21 protein-coding genes and 1 riboswitch are annotated in these 22,993 nt (G+C 39.7%); of the genes, 11 read left to right on the top strand and 10 right to left on the bottom strand.

Annotated elements, in window-relative coordinates:
* Window positions 1-287 precede the first annotated feature (287 nt).
* From GXK58_RS02190 to GXK58_RS02150, 9 genes are all read right to left on the bottom strand, one after another.
* A complete protein-coding gene (locus GXK58_RS02190; protein WP_160719436.1) occupies window positions 288-1,307 on the bottom strand; it encodes a thiazole biosynthesis adenylyltransferase ThiF in 1,020 nt (339 codons plus the stop codon).
* On the bottom strand, window positions 1,304-2,071 hold the full coding sequence (locus tag GXK58_RS02185) for a thiazole synthase (protein ID WP_160719434.1): 768 nt from the start codon (window positions 2,069-2,071) through the stop codon (window positions 1,304-1,306). The genes GXK58_RS02190 and GXK58_RS02185 overlap by 4 nt, the downstream gene beginning before the upstream one ends.
* A 1-nt stretch (window position 2,072) precedes the next feature.
* Complete coding sequence (thiS, locus tag GXK58_RS02180; RefSeq protein ID WP_160719433.1) at window positions 2,073-2,276, bottom strand: sulfur carrier protein ThiS; 204 nt, start codon at window positions 2,274-2,276, stop codon at window positions 2,073-2,075.
* Between the two features lie 10 nt (window positions 2,277-2,286).
* Window positions 2,287-3,414, bottom strand: a complete 1,128-nt coding sequence (gene thiO / locus GXK58_RS02175; protein WP_160719431.1) for a glycine oxidase ThiO — start codon at window positions 3,412-3,414, stop codon at window positions 2,287-2,289.
* Window positions 3,398-4,048 carry a thiamine phosphate synthase gene (locus GXK58_RS02170; RefSeq protein ID WP_160719430.1) on the bottom strand — a complete coding sequence of 217 codons (651 nt, stop codon included), beginning with the start codon at window positions 4,046-4,048 and terminating at the stop codon, window positions 3,398-3,400. The genes thiO and GXK58_RS02170 overlap by 17 nt, the downstream gene beginning before the upstream one ends.
* Before the next feature lie 99 nt (window positions 4,049-4,147).
* Window positions 4,148-4,256, bottom strand: a riboswitch (TPP riboswitch).
* A gap of 77 nt (window positions 4,257-4,333) precedes the next feature.
* On the bottom strand, window positions 4,334-5,032 hold the full coding sequence (locus tag GXK58_RS02165; RefSeq protein ID WP_160719428.1) for a DUF4352 domain-containing protein: 699 nt from the start codon (window positions 5,030-5,032) through the stop codon (window positions 4,334-4,336).
* Window positions 5,033-5,992: 960 nt separating this feature from the next.
* A complete protein-coding gene (locus GXK58_RS02160) occupies window positions 5,993-6,127 on the bottom strand; it encodes a BA3454 family stress response protein (RefSeq protein WP_160719427.1) in 135 nt (44 codons plus the stop codon).
* A gap of 277 nt (window positions 6,128-6,404) precedes the next feature.
* A complete protein-coding gene (locus GXK58_RS02155; RefSeq protein WP_160719425.1) occupies window positions 6,405-7,772 on the bottom strand; it encodes an alkaline phosphatase in 1,368 nt (455 codons plus the stop codon).
* A gap of 211 nt (window positions 7,773-7,983) precedes the next feature.
* Window positions 7,984-8,121, bottom strand: coding sequence for a hypothetical protein (locus GXK58_RS02150; RefSeq protein ID WP_160719423.1), 138 nt, complete (start codon window positions 8,119-8,121; stop codon window positions 7,984-7,986).
* Between the two features lie 223 nt (window positions 8,122-8,344).
* Between GXK58_RS02150 and GXK58_RS02145 the strand changes: the two genes are divergently transcribed.
* The 11 genes from GXK58_RS02145 (at window position 8,345) to GXK58_RS02095 (ending at window position 21,925) form a co-directional block, all read left to right on the top strand.
* Window positions 8,345-8,554, top strand: coding sequence for a hypothetical protein (locus GXK58_RS02145; RefSeq protein WP_160719421.1), 210 nt, complete (start codon window positions 8,345-8,347; stop codon window positions 8,552-8,554).
* A gap of 555 nt (window positions 8,555-9,109) precedes the next feature.
* Window positions 9,110-9,721, top strand: coding sequence for a DNA-3-methyladenine glycosylase (locus GXK58_RS02140; RefSeq protein WP_160719419.1), 612 nt, complete (start codon window positions 9,110-9,112; stop codon window positions 9,719-9,721).
* Between the two features lie 175 nt (window positions 9,722-9,896).
* Window positions 9,897-11,267: a hypothetical protein gene (locus GXK58_RS02135; RefSeq protein WP_237389530.1), complete on the top strand. Its 1,371-nt coding sequence runs from the start codon at window positions 9,897-9,899 to the stop codon at window positions 11,265-11,267.
* 200 nt (window positions 11,268-11,467) lie between these two features.
* A complete protein-coding gene (locus GXK58_RS02130; RefSeq protein ID WP_337248155.1) occupies window positions 11,468-12,694 on the top strand; it encodes a Zn-dependent hydrolase in 1,227 nt (408 codons plus the stop codon).
* Between the two features lie 30 nt (window positions 12,695-12,724).
* Window positions 12,725-14,101, top strand: coding sequence for an NAD(P)-dependent oxidoreductase (locus tag GXK58_RS02125; RefSeq protein WP_160719407.1), 1,377 nt, complete (start codon window positions 12,725-12,727; stop codon window positions 14,099-14,101).
* A gap of 36 nt (window positions 14,102-14,137) precedes the next feature.
* A complete protein-coding gene (preA, locus tag GXK58_RS02120; protein ID WP_160719405.1) occupies window positions 14,138-15,424 on the top strand; it encodes an NAD-dependent dihydropyrimidine dehydrogenase subunit PreA in 1,287 nt (428 codons plus the stop codon).
* A gap of 34 nt (window positions 15,425-15,458) precedes the next feature.
* Complete coding sequence (gene hydA, locus GXK58_RS02115) at window positions 15,459-16,877, top strand: dihydropyrimidinase (protein WP_160719760.1); 1,419 nt, start codon at window positions 15,459-15,461, stop codon at window positions 16,875-16,877.
* A gap of 104 nt (window positions 16,878-16,981) precedes the next feature.
* The gene (locus GXK58_RS02110) at window positions 16,982-18,457 is read left to right on the top strand and encodes an NCS1 family transporter (protein WP_202171264.1); all 1,476 of its coding nucleotides are present in this window, start codon (window positions 16,982-16,984) and stop codon (window positions 18,455-18,457) included.
* Window positions 18,458-18,486: 29 nt separating this feature from the next.
* Complete coding sequence (locus GXK58_RS02105) at window positions 18,487-18,726, top strand: hypothetical protein (RefSeq protein WP_160719401.1); 240 nt, start codon at window positions 18,487-18,489, stop codon at window positions 18,724-18,726.
* A gap of 68 nt (window positions 18,727-18,794) precedes the next feature.
* Window positions 18,795-20,258 (top strand): CoA-acylating methylmalonate-semialdehyde dehydrogenase, encoded by a 1,464-nt coding sequence (locus GXK58_RS02100; protein ID WP_160719399.1) that lies wholly within the window; start codon window positions 18,795-18,797, stop codon window positions 20,256-20,258.
* Window positions 20,259-20,566: 308 nt separating this feature from the next.
* Entirely contained in the window at window positions 20,567-21,925 is a 1,359-nt protein-coding gene (locus tag GXK58_RS02095) for an aspartate aminotransferase family protein (RefSeq protein ID WP_160719397.1), read from the top strand.
* A 198-nt stretch (window positions 21,926-22,123) separates the two neighbouring features.
* On the opposite strand, the gene GXK58_RS02090 is transcribed toward GXK58_RS02095, so the two are convergent.
* The gene (locus GXK58_RS02090; RefSeq protein ID WP_160719395.1) at window positions 22,124-22,825 is read right to left on the bottom strand and encodes a hypothetical protein; all 702 of its coding nucleotides are present in this window, start codon (window positions 22,823-22,825) and stop codon (window positions 22,124-22,126) included.
* Window positions 22,826-22,993 lie beyond the last annotated feature (168 nt).

Genomic DNA, 22,993 nt, shown 5'->3' with positions numbered 1-22,993 from the left:
TAGCCAATAGACTTTATTGACGACCATAAACCGAAAAATTGATTGAGCAGGGTAGCCAATAGACCTTATAGACGACCGAACACCCAAAAAAAGATTGAGCAGGGTAGCCAATAGACCGTATAGACGACCGAACACCCAAAAATCGAACCTATAAAAAAAAGACTATCAAATCTACATATGATAGTCATTTTTCTTTTACATATCTATTGTTTGAGATAGTTAACGGAACCCGTTAGCCGTTAAGAAGGAAGTTTTTTAAACGCCTACCTAATGGAATGTCTCTTTTATTATCCTAAATATCTGTGGTAAAGCGCCTTTGCTTTAGAGATATCCTTCGTTCCGTGTACCAAAACCCTTCCGTCTTTAAAAATGACTAGTCGGTGAGGAGCCAGACTAAAAGATAAAAGATAAGGATTTCGCTGTATAGTTCCACCTTGATTCACTAAAACCTTTTCTACTGCTTCTAAATCACGGATAATGGGAAGGGAAGGGCGTATCTGAACCGAATCTCTTCCACACAGTACCGCTGTTTTTGTTTGGTTCTCAAAGGATAAATAAGGGTACGACCGACTTTCCCCGCAAGAGGGACAAGCCTCCTTTCTTAATTTCTCTACATTTATGGCACTGTGTTGGTTTTTCCACAAATCAAAGGAAACCAGTTTGTTTCGCAAGGAATCCAGGTCGCCAACCAAAATTTTTAAGGCTTCACTGATTTGATAAGAAACAACCATATTTACAGCTGGACTAATAATTCCAGCTGTATCACAGGTTAACCCTCCTAGTGGGACTGTATCTAATAAGCAAGATAGGCAAGGTGTTTTTTCAGGAATAATCGTGTAGGAGATACCATAGCTCCCAACGCAGGCACCGTAAATCCATGGGACTCCATGCTTTTGCGATACATCATTAATCATCATTCTGGTTTCAAAATTATCCGTTGCATCAATAATGAGATCTACATTTTCCGCCCATTCCTCAAGTTCTAAAACTGAGGCATCCGCGATGACTGCATCTATTGCTGTTAAAGAGTTAATAGCTGTTAAGCGACGTTTGGCAGCAATGACTTTGGGCAGCCTTTTTTTTGCATCGTCTTCTGTATAAAGCTGCTGCCGTTGTAAATTAGACCATTCCACATAATCGCGGTCAACGATGGTAAGCCGCCCAACCCCCGCACGGACAAGTGCTTCGGCATTTGCGGAACCAAGTGCCCCAGCCCCAATGATGAGAACATGACTAGCTGAAATTTTTTCCTGCCCAGCTTTTCCGATAGGTGGGAATAATTCCTGGCGCGAGTAGCGATTATTCACCCGATACTCATTCCTTCCTTTGGGCTGCTGGCAGCAGCGTACCTCTTTTTCTCGATTCGGCCGGCTTCGTAACCGAGGCGGCCAGCTTCAATCGCCAAACTCATCGCTTTAGCCATTTTGACAGGGTCTTTTGCTGCAGAAACGGCCGTATTAAGTAACACACCGTCTGCACCTAATTCCATGGCCAGCGCGGCATCGGCAGGGGAGCCTACACCGGCATCAACAATCACCGGAACCATTGCTTGTTCAATAATAAAACTTAGGTTAACTGGATTGATGATCCCTTGACCAGAACCGATTGGTGAAGCTCCTGGCATGACTGCATGACATCCTGCTTCTTGAAGTTTCCTTGCTAAGACAACATCATCAGATGTATAAGGGAGGACAATAAATCCTTCCTTTACTAACTCTTCCGTTGCCTTAAGGGTTTCAATTGGATCAGGCAGCAAAGTTTTATCACAACCGATGACTTCCACTTTAATCATATCGCATAGACCTGAGGCTTTTGCTAATTTAGCAATACGAACCGCTTCTTCAGCCGTTTTTGCCCCGGCAGTATTTGGAAGCAGTGTATATTTATTGGTGTCCAGCTGCTCTAAGAAATTCGGCTGACTCGGTTCAAAAATATTCATCCGACGGACAGCAAACGTCAGGATTTCAGCTTGAGAAACTTCAACAGCCTCCTTTTGGATATCAAAGCTAGGGTACTTTCCAGTGCCAAGCAATAAACGAGAATTAAATGATAATGGACCTATATTTAACATTTCAACCGCCTCCTACAAAATGAACAATTTCGATTCGATCTTTATCTGATAATCTAGTACTTTGGTGATTCTCACTTGATAAAATATCACCATTCACTTCGACAACAACGACTTTATTATGGATTTCGTAATGTTTCAGTAAATCCGCCACGGATACAATGTTGTCTGATAACTGAATGGATTCGCCGTTTAATAAAACGTTCATTTTTAACCTCCTAATGCACCATTACTTTATTTCTATCAATCCGAAAAGCAGAAAGCAGGTTTTCATCCGGTCTTCCTTCCAAAAGGTCAGCTACTAGAGTACCTGTGACTGCGCTTAATAATATTCCGTTCCGGTAATGCCCGGCTGCAATAAACAACCCTTTCCATAATGGATGTTCACCAATAAAGGGGAGGCCGTCCCCAGTTTGCGGTCTAACTCCTGCCCAAACCCTTTCCCACGGGGCATCCTTAATCTGTGGTACTAGTTGAACTGCTCTTTCTACCAATCTTGCAATTCCTTCGGGTGTCACTTTTTTATCAAATGTATTGTCAACTTGGGTGGCACCAATATAGATTTCACCATTAAGTTTTGGAACCAGATAACATCGTTTATCTGAAAAAATAGTCCGGTTAATGATAGGAGAATTTGTCTTTACAGAGAAACATTCCCCTTTGACAGGATAAACCTTGATATCTAGACCTGTCTCCTGCATGAGCTTTGATGCCCATGCGCCAGTTGCAAGGACGACTTGGTTACAATGAATGTTTCCTGCAGTGGTTTTCACCCCAATGATTCTGTCTTGTTCATAGATAAAAGCAAGGACCTCTGTATTTTCAAGAATGGCCGCTCCCAAATTTTTCGCTCCGGCTGCAAAGGCCTGTGATAATTTAGCTGGATGAACATGGCCATCATTTGGAAGATACATCCCGCCAGCTATGCTAGGAGAGAGAGAGGGTTCCAATTCTCTTAAACTGTGGGTATCGAGCCATTCGATATCTGGATCCCAATTACTTTGAAAAGCTGCTTGCTGTTGAACCTCTTTTGCCATTCTTTCATTTTCGGCGATTTTAATCATGCCGTGCTGAACAAACTCAATATCCATTCCAGTAAGCTCAAATAATTCTTTTGAAAGGGCAGGAAACAGAGCCTGACTTTTTAATGCAAGTTGAAAAAATGGACCATCCTCTTCAATCTCTGCTTGAGCTGCCAGCATTCCTGCCGCTGCACTTGAAGCTTCACGAGCCAATTGGTTCCTTTCAATGATGACCACTCTTTTACCAATCTTTGATAGTTGATAGGCAATCGAACTCCCGTTAATTCCACCGCCGATAATTGCCACATCATATGAATTTTTCACTATTTTCATCTCCATCTTTTAATGCATTTACATAAGCCTTGACCGCTGATAAAGGATCACGTGATTCTAATACTCCTGATATAACAGCAATGCCACTTGCCCCGGCTTGAATCACTTGTTTCGTATTTTCTGGTGTAATCCCGCCAATTGCGATAACTGGAATATCCCACTTGGAAACCAATGATAACTCCTTAAGCCCTTTCGGTGTTTTACCTGGTTTAGATAGGGAAGGGTAGACGTGACCGAATAGCACAAAATCAGCCCCGTCTTGGAGCGCTTTTTCTCCTTCAGAATAAGAGTGAATAGAACATCCCACTCGTAACTGAGGAAATGTTTTTTTTACCAGTCCTGTCTCTAGACTATGATAGGCTAACTGAACACCTGCCGCCTTTCCAGCGCATGCAACATCCACCCGGTCATTTAAGATTATTTTTGCTAAGGGGATATCATTAGAGAGTAACTCCACCGCTTGAAAAAGTTCCCTTGCTGTTTTTTGCTTTTCCCGTAAGTGAATCGAAGTTATAAATGGATGAATATCGATTAAAATCTCCCTTAATTGTTCAATTGACATCTTGCCGTTTGAAATAATATGTAATTCTTTGGCTTTCGTTATAATTCGCGTCACCACCTTCATATATTTCCGCTGATTGAGGAAAAGTGAAATACAAAAAACCACTTTCCTATGCAAGAAAGTGGTTTGATAATCTCAAATAAAACGCAAAAAAGAACTCAAAAATCGCGTTTTCCACTTCCCTACGCTGGTCTTAACCAGATCAGGTTCATAGAGTCCCGAAGTCATACTTCAATCTCAGCCCTTTAAAAAGGCACCTCTAGCGGATTTATTTTCCATATTTAATTGTTTGCAAATTTAATAATAGCACCATTGTTTGAAATGTCAACTAATTTTCTGAATTGAATATTAATTGAAATCAATTTTAATGGTCTGTGATTTACCTAATTCTTTATGATTTTCATCAAGTACGTCGCTGGTTTTTATTTCAGCCCATTGGATAGCAGGGGTTGATTTTTCAAGGATAAATCCAAGTGCCCCTTGTTTTGAACCCTTAGGGTCGATCTGTCCGCCTAAGTATTCTATATAAAAGTCATCTTCAAAAGATCGTGTCTCACCATTACTTGTCGTTAGATGAGCCACTGGACCGAAATGAACGGTTTGATTAGATTTATTGACTAACTCAACTTCTACCTTAACAAAATCAAATTCTTCATAACTCTCTGTATAATAGTGAAAATAATCCATTAACGAATAGGTCGGCATATTGTGAATTAATTTGACATTCTTAATTCTCATTTCAACTGGTCCGATTGTATAAGTCCTATTTTGTGCGGCAATCCCTTTTAAGGTGATGGTACCTTTACTATCTTTTATCGTTTGTCCAGCTTGAAGAAGTTCGGTATCATCAGATACTTGTGGATTTGGGACATAGATATCAGACAAAGATTTGGCTCTATTATTTTCTTTCACTGAGTTGTTGTCCTTGCTTTCAGTGGCATGCTCTTGTTTTTCGGTTGCCTTCACAGTAGGTTCTATATTCTGAACAGCATTACAGCCAAATAAGAATAGGGGTAATACAAGAATAACCGGTTTAATAAACTTCATGGCAGGTTCACCTTCCAGATAAAATATAATAGCTTTCAAAAATTGCTGACTACTAAACTATAAACAGAGATTGTAAATGTATCATTAATACAATGTAAAGATTAGTTTTAGATTTATATGAGAGAGGTCATGGATAAAAAGTCTGTAGTGTTTTTATAAACAGAGGGTGTTGGAATTAATTACACAGGAAATTGGATTTATCTAGTACCAACTTATTTATCTAGAAATGCCTGATTTTATCTGTATAATTTGTAAGAAATAATTAAAGAAAACTTTACTGTTTTTTAATCGAAACTAAAAAATTATTGGCTAGAATAATTATTAGAATCCTATGAAATAATTGTTAAATAATTAGGGGATGTCAAATATTTATCAAAGGCAGGATTAAAATATGTATATTTCCTATAGAAACTATCAAGGTGGAATAAATAATTTGGTTGTAATAGAAAGCAATGGGGTGGTTACCACAAGTTTAAAAGATAAGGAAACTGCAATAAGAACTCATAAAAGAAAATTAAAACGATTAAAGGCAAAACTAAATAATAAGCTGCTTTCATCCTAATATGAATCCATAAGAAATGCCCTGTTGAAAATGACTGGAATGTAGCTAACAATAGAAAATACGTGTTATTTTCATTATAAAATGAAGTCAATCAAAAAAATCCTATACCACATAGGATTTTTTTGATTGATATAGATAACATTCTATAAACTCAGCTAATTGCTTGTATTCATCTTTTTGTGTTATTAAGGATTAAAAAAGTGCATATACACCCAATACTAATAACAAAATAAATAAACGGTGTACGATCAGAGGACTGTTTTAATAGGATCACTGCTAAAACAAACGAAAAAACGGTAACAATAAGTAAAAACGTTTTAACACATATAAGTAAAATACTATCTAACAACAGCAAATCAATTTCCCCTTAATTTTGAAAAATATAAACCAAAATTATTTTAGTTTGACCATTGTTTCATAACTTGTTCTTTTGCAATTTGGTAAACTTCCTCTTCTGGTTGGTTTTTGTCAGCTATTACATTAGTTTGATAGATTTTCCCTTCGAATGTAACGTAAATTGTATAGTTGTACATTATGTATGTTCACCTCTCTTTTCTGTTTGGTTTAATAGTTATTATATAGGCCAATTTTTTAGTCCTCATGAATTATATGTAAAGGTTTGTTGAGTTTTGTAAAGTTTAGATAAATGATAACTCGCTGAAGAATATGGGGGAGATTGTGGATAAGTGGCGGTTATTTTTGTTAGTTATCATCCCACCGAGGCAGTATGTTGTAGAATTCTAAATCTCTTTTCAACTGGTCAAGAAAAAATCCCGTTGAATAGTAGGTCAACGGGATTTTTTTCAAAGATTACTTACCATTTTTTAGAATATCAAAGATATGCTTGGCTTGGTCCGTATTATCAATGTTTCCAGCAAATAAGCTGCTTCCAGGGCCATAGGCGTATACGTTCACATCTTCACCAGTATGTCCGCCAGTTGTCCAGCCTGTAACAGAACGATTGTCAAATATAGCCTCAATCGCATTATCAATAGTAGTTACATTCTTAGATGCAGCTGCTTCCTTGACAGACTCGATTTCTTTAGAGGTTAATTGTAAATTAACATAGTTTTTCAGTGTTTGTTCAACATCTGCTCCTTTTAAAATTTGTTCTGCCATAAAGTCAGGTGTGCGTTCTGCTGCTGCAATCGGAGCTCCAAACCAGTTATAATCACCTTTAGCTCCAATTGAATATCCGCCAGTTGAATGGTCTGCTGTAGCCACAACAAGAGTATGCTTATCCTTTTTAGCAAATTCAATTGCTGCTTTAAATGCTTTCTCGAAATCTTCCATTTCACTCATTGCGCCCACAATATCGTTGTCATGTCCAGCCCAGTCAATTTGGCTTCCTTCTACCATTAAAAAGAAACCTTTTTTATTTTGGCTTAATTTCTTCAAGGCAGTGTCGGTCATATCCTGCAATGAAGGCGTGGATGCCGCGCGGTCCAGCATTTTTGGCATTCCGCCTTGAGCGAACAATCCTAACATTTTTGTGTTGTTGTTTTTCAGCATTTCTTCCTTAGTAGTTACATAGGAGTAACCATCTTTTTGGAATTCTTTTGTAAGATCTCGGTCTTGACGAACAAAGTTGCTTAATCCGCCGCCAAGCATGACGTCGATTTTATGTCCGCCCTTAATCATTTCATCATAATAATCATCAGCAATGGCATTCATGTTTTTACGGCTGACATCATGTGCACCGTAGGAAGCCGGTGTCGCATGGGTGATTTCTGATGTCGCTACCAATCCAGTCGATTTGCCTTTTTCCTTCGCTGCTTCCAAGACGGTTTTTACAGATGAGCCATCATTATCTACACCAATTGCGGCATTATAAGTTTTAATACCTGCAGACATGGCGGTTGCTGCGGCTGCTGAATCAGTTACATTTTGTGCAGGGTCTTCTGGATATGTCTTTTGTTGTCCAACAAGATATTTATCAAATTCTGTCTGCTCCACCACTTTTGTAGAAGGATCGTCTTTTAGGTAACGATAAGCGGAAGTATAGGAAACTCCCATTCCATCGCCAATTAAGAAAATAACATTCTTAATTTCTGCATTGTTTGGTTTAACCTCTTTAGCTTTGACATCATTATGTACCGTTCCAAGTAAAGCCCCCAATGCTACTGTAGAAAGAACTGCCACCGGTAAAATCTTTTTCTTCAGTTTGTTTTTAAACAAAATCAATACCCCCTAAAGTGTTTAAAATAAATTTGCTTACTATTAAACTTTAAAATGAAATTGTTAATCTATTATAAATAAACTGTAAAGATTGGTTTTAGTTTTTTAGGAAAAAGGTCATGGTTGAAAGGATAGAATAGGAACCTATCTTTAAATAAAAAAGAAGCGCAGGAATACGCTTCTTAATAGGTATGGTGAATAATTAAATTGTCTAAAAAGATAGTTCAGAGTATTGAACTAAGAGAATAGTATATCTGTATTGTGTATCCTGGATTTCGCAATAATCTGAGGAGTAACGATGAAGAAGCAGATAATTTCTTCCGTTATACTCAACTAATTGTTTTTGCATATATATCACCTCTTCCGGCAAAATTAGCACAGGGCTCCACCGCTTAAATTCTTTCACTAATTAAATAATAATAAACGATTATTAATGAATTGCTCATTTACTGTAAAAGTCTTGTAAATTTTTTAATTTAAATAATATTGTTTAAATTCTAAAAAAATGAAGGACATTTTTCATGTTTGGCAAATTCTATACGTATTAATATTAGGGGAAGGAAGTGGAGAGAATGAAACGTGAGAAAACTTTCTTTTTAATAAATAACCTAATTTTTGAAGTGCAAAAACCAGAAATAGCTGTTAAGAAAATAAAAGTAGCAATGGTTAAAATTGAGAATGAGGAATATAAAGTCTTAAGGAAACAATTTGATGAAGAAATCTTCCTTATAGAAAGAAAACATGGAGGATGGTTTATAACTGAAAAAGAAAACCCTTCATAACAGAAAGGCGTTCCTACACTTTTGGGATTGGTAACTAAAATAGATTAAATTTTATTGCTTAAAAACAACTTAGAACGAGAATGTCTTCCAGTCATGCTTCTAGAGGAGAAACTGTAGTGTTAGAACGATCAAAGTGTCTCCAATGAGCCTTCTAAAGGACAAAACCAAGTGCAAAGACGGTCAAAGTGTCCTTAATAGGCCTTCTAAAGGACAAAACCAAGTGAGAAGACGGTCAAAGTGTCCTTAATAAGCCTTCTAAAGGACAAAACCAAGAGCAAAGACGAGTAAAGTGTCTTTAATAAGCCTTCTAAAAGACAAAACCAAGAGCAAAGACGAGTAAAGTGTCCTTAATAAGCCGTCTAAAGGACAAACTAAGTGCAAAGACGAGTAAAGAGTCTTCAATCATGCCTTTAAAGGAAGAATCTTAGTGTTAGAACCAGCAGACTGCCGTCAACAAATACCTCTTGAAGAAAAAACAAGGTAATAGGTGTGTTTTGAACACTAGAATATTAGGTACAAGTATTAATATAAATTGTTTTTTGGAGTGATACAGACGTGGAAGATTTTTTTAAGAAGGAGGTTCCATTACTACAGGAGTTCTATGAACAGCCTACTCTTGAACTAGCGAAGGCATTACTCGGATGCCAGCTAATAAAAGAAACAAACGAAGGCATAGCCTCAGGGTATATCGTAGAGACTGAGGCTTACATCGGTCCAGGTGACAGAGCAGCACACAGCTTCCAAAACCGGCGTACGAAACGAACGGAAGTCATGTTTCAACGGTCCGGTCTAGCCTATACGTATGTTATGCATACACACTGCCTGTTTAATGTGGTAAGCGGAGGAGAGGAGAAACCTGAAGCGGTATTAATAAGAGCCTTGGAACCTAAGCACGGTATTGAACTTATGAAAACCAGAAGAAACATGGAAGATCTAATAAAATTAACAAACGGCCCAGGCAAACTGACAAAAGCACTTGGGATTTCAATGGAGGACTATGGCTGGCAGCTTACAGCACCACCCTTATTTATAGCCAAAGGTTTTTCACCAAACAGCATATCATCTGGAAAAAGAATTGGAATTGACAATTCAGGTGAAGCCAGAGACTATCCTTGGCGATTCTGGGTTACAAATAATAAATATGTTTCTAGACATCAGAAGACCTGATCCTTTGTACCAATCAATAGGACCAGGTTTTTTTGTTCTAAAATGTATCCGTTTACATAAATTTCAATGTGAGCTTATATTTCAAAGTGGTGGATTTTTTCAACAGTAATAAAGATAATCAGCCCAAGCGGCCTATTAAAGAACGAGCATTCATGGTCGTTGAACGGAGGTGATGATGGTAAAACTTAATGTCTTTATTATTGGGCCCAGGCCATTAGTAAATAAAATAAGCAAGATTGCATGTGAATTTAATGAACTCAGAACAAAATCACTAATCTACGAAAAGGCAGAAGAATCAGCAATATTAGTCCGGGAACACCAAGAGCTGAAGGATATATATATTTTTGCTGGTCCGACGCCTTTTTTTATTTCAAAAGGGGAAATCCCCTTGGATGTAATATCTTATTTTATTCCGTTTGAAGGCTCCGATATTTATCGAATCCTATTAGAGATTTATGAAAAATACCTTCGTTACCCTATTATTAGTTTCGATATTGTTGAGCCCTATTATATTGAAGAAATCTATGAGGAAATGGGCATTTCTAGAATCCCGTATCGATTAATCACATTTAAGGAAGAAGAGACAGTGGACAGTGATTTGTTAGCAGGCTATCACTTTAATTTATTGAAAGAAGGAAAAGTACATGTCGTTGCCACCACTTTAAACTCAGTGTATGAAAGACTAATGGCCTTGCATGTACCTGTTTTTTTAATTAAACACACAAATGCAAATATACGAGAAACATTACGCAAAGCGGTATTAAGTGGGCAGAGGCAAAAAAAAGAGGAAGCTCAGATTACCGTCTTACAATTTAAGATGATTTTTAACGAAAGGGAAAGGGATGAGCAATTCCTAAAAGAACGTCATTTAATCAAACAAAGAATTTTAGAATATGGAAATCTGCTGTTTTCCGGCACTAACTTTTCGGAAGAAGATATTATTACGCTTTATACCACACGTGGTGTGTTTGAAAAAGTAACGAATAGAAGAAAAGATTTCTCCTTCCTTAATGATCTAAACAAACTTTTTACCGCTACGGTTAATCTTGGGATTGGCTATGCGGATACAGCCGAAAGTGCCGCTTATAATGCAAGAAATGCTCTTGAATTTTCGATAAGAGAGAAAAAAGGAAGCAGTTTTTTAATCGACGCAGAAAAAAGAATCTACGGGCCGCTTGGAACGGTAGAAACAATGAATTATCCACTTCAAAAAAGTGACGATAATAATCAAAATTCGTTAACGCTGCGTAAATTTTATGCCTGGTTATCTATGATACAGAAAAAAGATGTGACCACAAGGGAATTAAGTATTGGGATGAATACGAGCGAACGTCATGCCGCGAGAATTTTAAAAGGTTTATGCGAAAAGAAGATTGCGAGAATCATTGGGAAAGAGACCATGAATCAAAAAGGGCGGCCTCGGATTGTTTACGAAATCGATTATGCTGAATTAGCAAAACTAGTCAATGAAAAGGGAGAACAAAGATATGTACCTGACTTTTTAGTGACCAGTCATATAGGTGGAAAATCTATGGAGAAAAAATGACGGCGGTTTTAATAATTACTTTGTTAGATTACCTTACCAGATAATGGAATAAGTTTTATTTAAGGAAGATAATTAATCTAGGCCTTTAATTAAAGACATATAAAAGACATTAAGCTAGTTTTAGCTTAACAATTAGGAGGATCTAAGTATAGTTAAATAATTTTTTCACACCAGAATGTGATGAAAGGAGCAGGATGCAGGTGACGGAACAACAAAAAATAGTAATCAGCAGCGAACGTTTGCAGTCCACGCTTGAACAATTTGCTAATATCGGACGTACTGAAAATAATGGCGTAACACGTTTAGCCCTGTCAGAAGAGGATCGTTTAGCTAGAGAGTACTATATATCTTGCTGTAAAGATTTGGGGATGTCGGTTGAGATTGATGATATGGGGAATATCTACGCAAGATTAGCCGGTGTCGAAGACAAACCGCCGCTCGTGATTGGTTCCCATTTAGACTCCGTAAAAAAGGGGGGACGGTTTGACGGAGTATTAGGTGTAGTAGCTGGTTTAGAAGTTGCTCGTGCCTTAGTTGAAAATAATATTAAGCCAAGAATTCCCCTTGTCATTGCTGATATAACAAATGAAGAAGGGGCCAGATTTGAACCATCGATGATGTCTTCCGGTGTGTTGTCAGGTAAATTCGATAAAGCCGCAATGCTTAAGAAAAAGGATGTCAATGGTATTACTTTTGAAAAAGCACTACAGTCAATCGGATATGTTGGACAGGAAGAATCTCGTTTAAAGGAAGCATCGGCCTTCTTAGAATTACATATTGAACAAGGACCGATTCTTGAAAGGGAATCTTTATCCATCGGTGTAGTAGAATGCGTGCTTGGAATGGTTTGCTATGAAATTGAGGTGACAGGAGAATCAGACCATGCTGGCACAACTCCAATGGACATGAGAAGAGATGCACTTTTTGCTGCCAATAATTTGATTAGTGAAGCTCGTCAAAAGCTACGTGCTCTTAATAAGGATTTAGTTTTCACTATGGGCCGCATGAACGTCCTACCTAATATTCATACAGTCATACCTAATAAAGTCATTTTTTCACTAGAAGCTAGACACAAGGATCCAATCGTAATTAAAAAGGTTGAAGAGATTATTCTAGGTCTCAAACAATCGGCGGCTAATGAGGGTTGTGAAATTCGAACGGAGAAACTATGGGACCGATCAACTGTTTTATTTGATGAACAAATATGTGATCTGTTAGAGAAATCTACGAAATCATTAAACTACTCCTATAAAAGAATGGATAGCGGTGCCGGTCATGATGCACAATTTTTGGCTAGCTATATCCCAACAGCCATGATTTTTGTTCCAAGTATTAATGGAAAAAGCCATTGTGAAGAAGAGCTTACCACTTGGGAGGATTGCGCTAAGGGAGTAAATGTCCTGCTGGAGGCGGTCCTGTCATTTTAATCAGATATCTATGAAGGAGGTTTTGGAAAATTGGGTGTGACAAATCATTCCAAACTATCATCTGAAGATTTAAGTCTGAATTTTCATGAAATTATTCCTGGATTAACCAAGCAGGAAGCATTTGAAGAGTCCAATCGATGTCTTTATTGTTACGATGCACCTTGTATCAAAGCGTGTCCTACTGGAATTGATATACCTTCGTTTATAAAAAAAATTGCGTCAGGCAATTTAAAAGGATCCGCAAAAACGATTTTCACTGCAAATCCCATCGGTGCCAGCTGTGCGCGTGTCTGTCCGACGGAAGAATTATGTGAGGGCGCTTGTGTCTTGAACCATTCTACCAAGCCAATTATGATTGGGAACCTTCAGCGTTATGCAACGGACTGGGCAATCCAGAATGAGCAATCCCTCTTTAAGGCTGGAAAGAAAAATGGAAAGACAGTGGCAATCGTTGGAGGTGGACCAGCAGGATTGTCTGCTGCAAGAGAACTTGCGCTACTGGGTTATGAAGTTACTATTTTTGAAGCAGAAGAAAAGGCTGGCGGATTAAATACCTATGGAATCGTTCCATTTCGACTACCGCTGGACATCTCCTTCTGGGAAGTGAAGCAAATCGAGAGCTTAAATGTTGAAATTCGAACCAGCACAAGAGTTGGTAAAGATATAACAACAGAAGAAGTCTTGAAAAACTATGACGCTATTATTCTTGCGGTTGGAATGTCCAAAGTTCCGTCGTTAGGAATAAGTGGTGAGGAATTGACAGGGGTTTTCGACGCCATCGAATTTGTAAAGGAAACGAAAACAAAACCACTTTCAAATCACCTTTTAGGAAAGAAGGTTGTGGTAATAGGTGCAGGAAACACAGCGATTGATGCCGCCACAAATTCAGTTCGTCTCGGCGCTGACAATGTCAAAATCCTCTATCGACGAACAAGGGAGGAAATGACTGCCTATGAATTCGAATATGAATTCGCCAAACAGGATGGGGTGGAATTCCGCTGGCTTACTGCACCAGTGAGGGTAGTAGGTGATAAGCATGGGAAGGTAACTGGTATTGAATGCATCAAGATGGAGCTGACAGAACCAGGTGAAGATGGCCGAAGGCGCCCTGTTCCGATCAAAGGTAGCGAATTTTTCCTTGAAGTTGATGCGGTTATTAAAGCAAATGGTCAATCCAGATATGTGGAACTGATCGAACAATTTCAGCTAGAGCATAATGGCGGTGTTGTAAAGATTAATCCTGCCACCTATCAAACATCCAATCAGAAGGTATTTGCCTGTGGAGATGTCATATTTGGGAAAGGACAACAGGGTGATGCGATGGTGGTATCTGCCGTCCAGCAAGGGAAAGAAAGTGCCTATAGTATCCATCAAATACTGAAACCTTCAGTTGTTGAGACCGCATGAGATCAATGGAATCAAGCATAAAAAGGAGGTAGGAATATGGCAGATTTACGGATTGATCTGGCTGGAATAAAATCACCAAATCCATTTTGGTTAGCTTCAGCACCCCCAACAAACTCTGGTTATCAGGTCCAACGTGCGTTTGAAGCAGGCTGGGGAGGTGCCGTTTGGAAGACATTGGGAGAGCCAATAATCAATACATCTTCACGATTTGCTGCCGTCAGCTTTAATGGCCAAAAGGTAGCGGGATTTAACAATATTGAACTCATAACGGATCGCCCTCTGGAGGTAAACCTAAAAGAAATTTATGAAACCAAAAAGCGATTCCCTAATCATGCGATTATTGCTTCATTAATGGTCGAGCCAAAGCAGGAAAAATGGCACGAAATTGTAAAAAAGGTAGAGGCCGTAGGCGTAGATGGACTTGAATTAAATTTTGGATGCCCTCATGGAATGGCTGAAAGAGGGATGGGAGCTGCATCAGGGCAAGTTCCAGCTCTAGTTGAAAAACAAACCTATTGGGTTAAGGAAGCAGCTAAGACTCCGGTAATCGTAAAACTCACACCGAACATAACCGATATCACAGCAACGGCTGAGGCAGCGGTCCAGGGAGGTGCGGATGCCATTAGTATGATTAATACCATTAATAGTTTAGCAGGGGTGGATATTGATACTTGGAATACCATTCCGCATGTTGCTGGGAAAGGTGCACATGGAGGATACTGCGGGCCGGCGGTCAAACCAATTGCCTTGCATATGGTTGGGGAGTGTGCAAGAAACCCAAGGATTAATATTCCAATCTCTGGAATTGGAGGAGTTTCGAACTGGCAAAGTGCAGTTGAATTTATGTTGATGGGGGCAAGCGGGGTCCAGGTTTGTACAGCGGCCATGCACCATGGCTTTAGAATCGTGGAGGATATGATTGAAGGATTAAATAACTATTTAGATGAAAAGGGTATTGCCTCTGTTATGGATTTAGTTGGTAAATCCATACCGAAATATTCCGACTGGGGCGACCTTGATTTGAACTATAGTATTGTTGCCAGAATCAATAATGATGTCTGCATTAATTGCAATAAGTGCCATATTGCCTGTGAGGATACCTCTCATCAATGTATAGATATGCTGAAGGACGTTAATGGAAATAGCATTCTGAAGGTAAGGGAAGAGGATTGTGTCGGGTGTAATTTATGTTCAATCGTCTGCCCTGTGGATGGTGCGATTGAAATGGTTGAAGTTCCTAGTGAACTGCCGCCGATGACCTGGAATGAACGGCAGGCAGCACTAGGAAAACTCTCTTGTGAAATCGGTATTGTTAAAAAATAAAATAACAGACATTCAAAAAGAATGGAGTGAGATGATGAAAAAAATCATTAAAAATGGAACAGTCGTAACAGCGGCTGATACTTACCTGGCCGATGTGTGTATTGAAAATGGGGTCGTTACTCAAATCGGAGAAAATCTCCCAACTGCCGGTGCAGAGGTCATTGATGCAAAAGGCTGTTACGTGTTCCCCGGCGGAATTGATCCACATACCCATCTTGATATGCCCTTTGGCGGGACGGTTACAAAGGATGACTTTGAAACAGGTACAATGGCGGCAGCCTTTGGCGGTACGACAACCATCATTGATTTCTGTTTAACTACAAAAGGGGCGACATTGAAAAGTGCGGTCAATACCTGGCATGCAAAATCAAAAGATAAAGCTGTGATCGATTATGGGTTCCACCTGCAAATTGTAAAGATGAATAATGAAAAGCTGGCGGAACTGCCTAAAATGATTGAGGAAGAGGGGATTACGTCACTGAAAGTTTTTATGGCTTATAAAAATCAGTTTCAGGCGGATGATGAAACACTTTTCAAAACATTGATTGCTGCAAAGAATCTTGGCGCACTCGTTATGGTCCATGCAGAAAATGGTGACGTAATTGATTATTTAGTGAAAAAAGCTTTGGAAGATGGTAATACTGATCCTATTTTTCATGCCTTAACAAGGCCGCCTGAAGTAGAAGCGGAAGCTACTGGCAGGGCGGCAACATTAACCGAATTAGCTAAATCCCAACTATATGTGGTCCACGTATCGTGTGCAGAAGCTGCACGTAAAATTGCTGAGGCAAGAAGCAAAGGGATTGATATCTGGGGTGAAACTTGCCCGCAGTATTTGGTTTTAGACCAATCTTACTTAGAAAGGCCAAATTTTGAAGGTGCAAAATACGTATGGTCACCGCCATTACGTGAAAAATGGAATCAAGAAGAATTATGGAATGCACTAAGAACAGGTCAATTGCAGACTTTAGGTTCGGATCAATGCTCCTTTGACTTTGTCGGCCAAAAAGATCTCGGAAAGGGAGATTTCTCAAAAATCCCGAACGGCGGGCCAATCATTGAGGACCGGGTTAGTATTCTCTTTTCTGAGGGGGTTAAGAAAGGAAGAATTTCGCTAAATCAATTTGTCGATATCACCTCAACAAAGGTCGCTAAGTTATTTGGTTTGTATCCAAAAAAAGGAACGATTGCCATTGGAGCAGATGCAGATATTGTCATTTTTGATCCAACAGTGGAACGCGTTATTTCAGCTGAAACGCACCATATGGCCGTGGATTATAATGCGTTTGAAGGCATGAAAGTGACAGGCGAGCCTGTCTCCGTCCTTTCGCGGGGGGAATTTGTGATCCGTGATAAACAGTTTGTTGGAAAACCAGGCGCTGGACAGTTTTTAAAACGGGCTAAATATGGATCAAATCAAAATGATGAACAAAAAGAAACTTTAACATTGTAAGAGATTACTAGTAGAAGTTGGGTGAAAATGGATGATCCTTCACCCTATGGCCAAGGGAACAGTGGGGGTTTCAAAAACTATTAATGAAAAAGGGGTGTTGTAGATTGAAGAAAAGCAGTAATTATTTGAAATCTCCAGATTTGCTTCCTATTTCTCATGAAGACAGGAATATAGGGCCATTTGGATTTGCCGTTATTTGGGTAGGAATGGCCATTGTTTTAGCGGCATTTGCAATCGGTGGTGCTGGGATTCTAAATTTACCACTTCCGATGGTTATTTTGGCCACCCTGATTGGCTCTTTAGCGATTGGAATCTTCATGGTCGTTATCGGAGATATTGGTGTGGAACACGGACTATCTTTTCCTGTCTATATGAGGGCTCCGTTTGGTACGGTCGGAACCCATATCCCGTCTATTGTTCGTGGTGTAACAGCTGCTTGCTGGTTTGGGATTAACACTTATTTTGGGGCCACTGCCATCAACGCTATTTTAAACTTATTATTTGGTTTTGATAATTGGTTTATTTGCTTTTTATTCTTTGCGGCAGCTCAGCTAGTCAATACGGCGCTGGGAATCAAGTCAATTGAACGATTTGCTGACTTGGCGGCCCCTATCATTATTCTCATTTCCTGTTGGATGTATATTTCATTGTCCGATAAAGCCGCTGCAGGAGGAAAGGACATTTGGTCGTGGGTGGAAGAACATCCTGTGACCGGTGCTGCGGCATTCACGGCCTTTATGGTGGTCGTCATGGCAAATATGGGCTTTTGGTCCACGCTGGCTGCGGATATGCCATCACTCTCAAGATTCTTTAAGGCACCAAAAAATGAAAGAAACTGGTTTAAAAGAAATAAGACTCAGTTAATTGGCAGTCTTATCGTCATGCCAATAACGAATACATTTATGATCATTATTGGAGCTGTCTCCTATATGGCTGTTTCGAATTCAGATCCTGTTGTAGCCCTTCAGGAAGCTGCAAGTGGGATAGCGCTTGGAGTTCTATTGCTTATGATTGTGTTGGCACAATGGTCAACCAATACTTCAGCCAATGTCATTCCTGCAGCTACTGTTTTTTCAAACGTTGGAGGTCCAAAAGTTCCGTACTGGGTCGGTGTTATTATTGCCGGAATCATTGGTACCCTGGCGCAGCCCTGGAGTCTATTTGAAGTGCTTAACAGTGCACTGCTCGTAATCGGAGGCATTTTAACCTCGGTGGTGGGGATTTTGTTTACCGATTATTACTTACTTCGAAAGCGCAGAGTCAATGTAAGTGACTTATATGAAGTGGATGGCCAATTTAAATATTTGAAAGGTGTTAACTGGGCGGGCATGATTGCGTGGATTATTGGTGGTGTAGTCGCAAACCTTTTACCAGCCTATTCCTCCATTATCGGTTTTGTAGTTGGTTCCGTTGTATATTACTGCTTAGCCAAGTTCTGGGTGTTTAAACAATACAAACAAGCGGAAATTGAAGACCCTAGTGATGAAAAATATTTAGGGATTACAGTAGGGCGTAATTGGAAGATTGAAACGAATGAAGAAGTTGTTACGATCCCGGAGACAGTTGAGGGACGCCTTTAAATGGAGCCGAGGAAAGGAGTAAATGCAAAGTGTCTGAATATCAACAATTTTTAAAAGAACGAGACCTAATTGATTTTTATATTCAAAAGGGATATCAAATGAAGAATATAACTGAAAATTTAAGCGGTGCGTATATTCTTTTTGAGAGAGAAGACAGTAGTGGTGAAAAGGAAATGGAAACTATCCATCTATTAACTCCCGCTGCTAGGAAGTATTTTTCTGTAAAGCTGATTCAACAGCAAACGGTTTATCCGGGTCCAGGAGCATGATTATCTCATAACGTATTTCAGTTTAGTAAGCTGCTAGTTTAACATTCAACCAAAAGGAGACTGCCTGAATGACGACTTTTGCACAAGGAATTAAGCCAATAAAGAACTATATTGGAGGGGAGTGGGTCGATTCATCTTCTGACAAAACAGAACTTGTTATCAATCCAGCCACAGGGCAAGCCATTGCGGAAATCCCGCTTTCTACAAAGGAGGACGTAGATCATGCCGTTGCAGCAGCAAAAGAAGCTTTTCTAACATGGTCACAAACAGCTGTTCCAAGGCGGGCCCGAATATTATTTAAATATCAGCAGCTGCTTGTTGACAATTGGGATGAACTTGCCAGGCTTGTCACAATTGAAAATGGGAAAAGTCTATCTGAAGCAATGGGTGAGGTGCAGCGTGGATTTGAATGTGTTGAATTTGCTGCTGGCGCACCGACATTAATGATGGGTAAGCAGCTTCCTGATATTGCCACAAATATTGAATCCGGTATGTTCCGCTATCCTCTCGGTGTGGTAGGAGGGATTACACCATTCAACTTTCCAATGATGGTTCCGTGCTGGATGTTCCCGATTGCCATAGCATGTGGAAATGCCTTTGTATTAAAGCCATCTGAGCGGACTCCACTTCTTGCGGCACGACTGGCAGAAATCGCTGCTGAAGCTGGATTGCCAAAGGGAGTCCTAAATATTGTCAATGGTGCACATGATGTTGTGAATGGACTTCTCGAACATAAAGATGTCAAGGCCATCTCCTTTGTCGGTTCACAGCCTGTGGCTGAATATGTCTACAAGAAAGGAACTGCACATTTGAAAAGAGTCCAAGCGCTTTCTGGGGCAAAGAATCATTCCATTGTTTTAAAAGACGCAAACCTAGATCTTGCGGCAAAGGAAATTACAAACGCAGCCTTTGGGTCAGCCGGTGAACGTTGTATGGCAGCTGCCGTTGTAGCTGTGGAGGAGAGTATAGCAGATGAGTTGGTCAAGCGTTTGTCCATTCTAGCGGATGAAATTCAGATTGGTAATGGCCTTACCGAGGGAGTATTCCTTGGGCCAGTGATTCGTGAAGGCAATAAGAAGCGGACAATTGAATATATTGAGTCAGGTATTGCGCAAGGCGCTGCGCTTGTCCGAGACGGGCGTAAGGATGAAGCGGTAAGCGGACCTGGCTGCTTTGTCGGACCAACAATTTTCGATCGAGTGACGAAAGATATGAAAATCTGGCAGGATGAAATTTTTGCACCGGTTCTTTCAATCGTTCGAGTAAAAGACCTAACGGAAGCAATCGAGGTAGCAAATGCTTCCCCATTTGCGAACGGTGCCTGTTTGTACACCGATAGTGCATCTGCCGTGCGTCAGTTCCGCGAGACGATAGATGCAGGGATGCTCGGTGTTAATGTTGGAGTCCCTGCGCCGATGGCCTTTTTCCCTTTTTCTGGATACAAAGCTTCATTCTATGGGGATTTACATGCCAATGGTACAGATGGTGTTGAGTTTTATACTAGAAAGAAAATGCTGACAGCTCGTTTTTGAGTGATTACTAGATATAATTGCTCGAAAATCGAGGAGGACCACATGTCTGAGTTAATGAAGATGCAGTTCATTACCCCTTCAACGCGAAATTGCAGCGAGACGGTAAATGAAAGGTCATTTCATTGCCCTAAAAGCTAAAAAGAGGACGTCCTCGGTCAATGAGAGGTCAGTTCATTACCCGAAAAATGAAAAAGAGGACGTCCTCGGTCAATGAAAGCTCAGTTCATTGACCGAAAAACGAAAAAGGCGAACTTCCCGGTCAATGAAACCAGGACCTACGCTTATTCTAATCAGAAAGGAAGGGTTAGATGTCCAAGAACAAAAAAGAAACCGATGAATGGATCGAAAAAGACAGGCAATATTTATGGCATCATATGACTCCATATAAAGAAAATAGTGCTCCTACCATTGCTCTAGAAGGAAAAGGCTCATGGGTTACAGATATAAATGGCAATAAATACTTAGATGCTATGTCCGGGCTATGGTGCGTAAATGTGGGATACGGAAGAGAAGAACTAGCCCAAGCGGCGTACGAACAATTAAAAAGCATCTCCTATTTTCCACTTTCTCAAAGCCACCTCCCGGCAATCAAACTAGCAGAAAAATTAAATGAATGGTTAGACGGCGAGTATGTCATCTTTTTTTCCAACAGTGGCTCAGAGGCAAATGAGACTGCCTTCAAAATTGTTCGTCAATACCACCAGCAAAATGGAGAACCCAGCCGTTATAAATTTATTTCGCGTTATCGGGCGTATCATGGAAATTCTATGGGCGCGCTTGCGGCAACTGGGCAGGCTGTTCGTAAATATAATTACGAACCACTTGCCCCAGGATTTATTCATGTCAGTCCTCCGGATAGTTATCGCCGTCCGGAAGGGCAAACGGTTGAGAAGTTTAATCTGCAATGTGCTTTAGAAATAGAAAAAACTATTATTTGGGAAGGAAAAGAATCGATAGCTGCAATCATTATGGAACCTGTCATAACCGGAGGAGGGGTTCTTGTCCCGGACCCTGTCTATATGAAAAAAGTAGAAGAAATCTGCAAAAAATATGGGGTCCTGTTAATCATGGACGAAGTGATTTGTGGTTTTGGCCGAACTGGGAAGAAATTTGGCCACATGCATTTCGACATGAAACCGGATATTATCACGATGGCTAAGGGATTAACCAGTGGATACCTGCCACTGTCAGCCACTGCGGTCCGCCGTGATTTATATGATAAATTTAAGAGTAAAGATGAATTTGGCTATTTTCGCCATGTAAACACTTTTGGAGGAAACCCGGCTGCTTGTGCCTTAGCATTAAAAAATCTAGAAATCTACGAAAGTGAACATCTAGTTGAGCGTGCAGAGCAGTTAGGTAAACAGTTAAGACAAGAACTGAATGAACTTATCGAACACCCTCTTGTTGGTGATATTCGGAGTTTTGGATTTTTGCTTGGAATAGAACTCGTGGAAAATAAACAAACGAAGGAACCAGCCGCACTTTCTACGATTGATCAAATCATCACCGAATGCAAGAGTAAAGGGTTGATAATTGGCAAAAACGGGGCAACCGTTGCAGGATTTAATAATATTCTCACACTATCTCCGCCATTGTCTTCAACAGATGAAGATTTAGAGTTTATCGTGACAACGATAAAGGATGTCATGTATAAGATTGTCTAGTTTATGTTTAAAAGAAATTCAATACCATTAAATAGAAAAAGACTTAACCCCCGTGGTTAAGTCTTTTTAATCATCTAATGATGAAATTCCTTTCCATTTATTATTAAATATATATATGACCGAAAAGGATTACCCATTTAATCCTCTTATTTCGATCTTATTACTGTATGAAGTTGTGAATTCCTTAATGGACAAACCTCATCCACACCCCCTATTAATTAAAATGGTTTGGTTCTGATCACCTGGACCGATAAAGTCTAATGCCGCAGGAGAAAATACTTTCACTTTTCTCTTAACGCCCTCCAAAAGTATTCGGATTGGCTCAATCACTACATATTCCTGAAAGACATGCCCTCCGGAGGTTATCCTCTTCTTTACCCTCCTAATGAAGACAGCCGAACTTTTCTTCCTATCATTTCTTACAGTGACAGGTTCTTTGGCTTTCTCTTTAGAAGATAAGTAACTTTTCACTGTTTGAAGGACTTCTTTTTCAATTGAAGCAACAATTTCGATTTCGCGTTCATTTAACACCAAGACGAAAGTATATCCAGTTTCTGTTTTCTTTTGGACAACTTTCACCTCATCTGTAATAATAGTGACGAGGTCCTCGGATTCCTTCATGTGTGAGTCGACAGAGGTATCTTTTTGCTTGATGACTCGATATGATGCCTTTGCGCCAATTCCTTCGTCAGTAAAATCAAAAGGTCTGATACTTTGCGTTCGGACATAATAAAGTTGATTGACCTTTTCTTTACTATTTAATTGGACGCATAAAGCAACATCTTCATTCACCACCCTTCCCTCGCTGCTCGAGAGCATTGGGACATTCATTTTCATTCCTGGAAATTGAACGAAGATGTAGCTGAAATTCTTCTTAGGCTGCAGATCTGATAGTCTCATTAACTCACAACCTTTCCTTGTTTGTACAAGGTAAATTTCCTTGTAAGAATATAATTCCATATGAATTCTATTCTTCCTGTTTAAGTATGAGGAGTTTTCATCGTCACTTTCTTATCAAATGCGATGGTTCCTCCCATTTGTTGAGTAATTTTGAGGAAATCTCCTATC

Origin of the sequence: Bacillus sp. USDA818B3_A (assembly GCF_009928415.1) — a bacterium.
In the GTDB taxonomy this organism is placed as follows: domain Bacteria; phylum Bacillota; class Bacilli; order Bacillales; family Cytobacillaceae; genus Neobacillus.
This window is presented reverse-complemented; position numbering and strand designations above follow the sequence as displayed.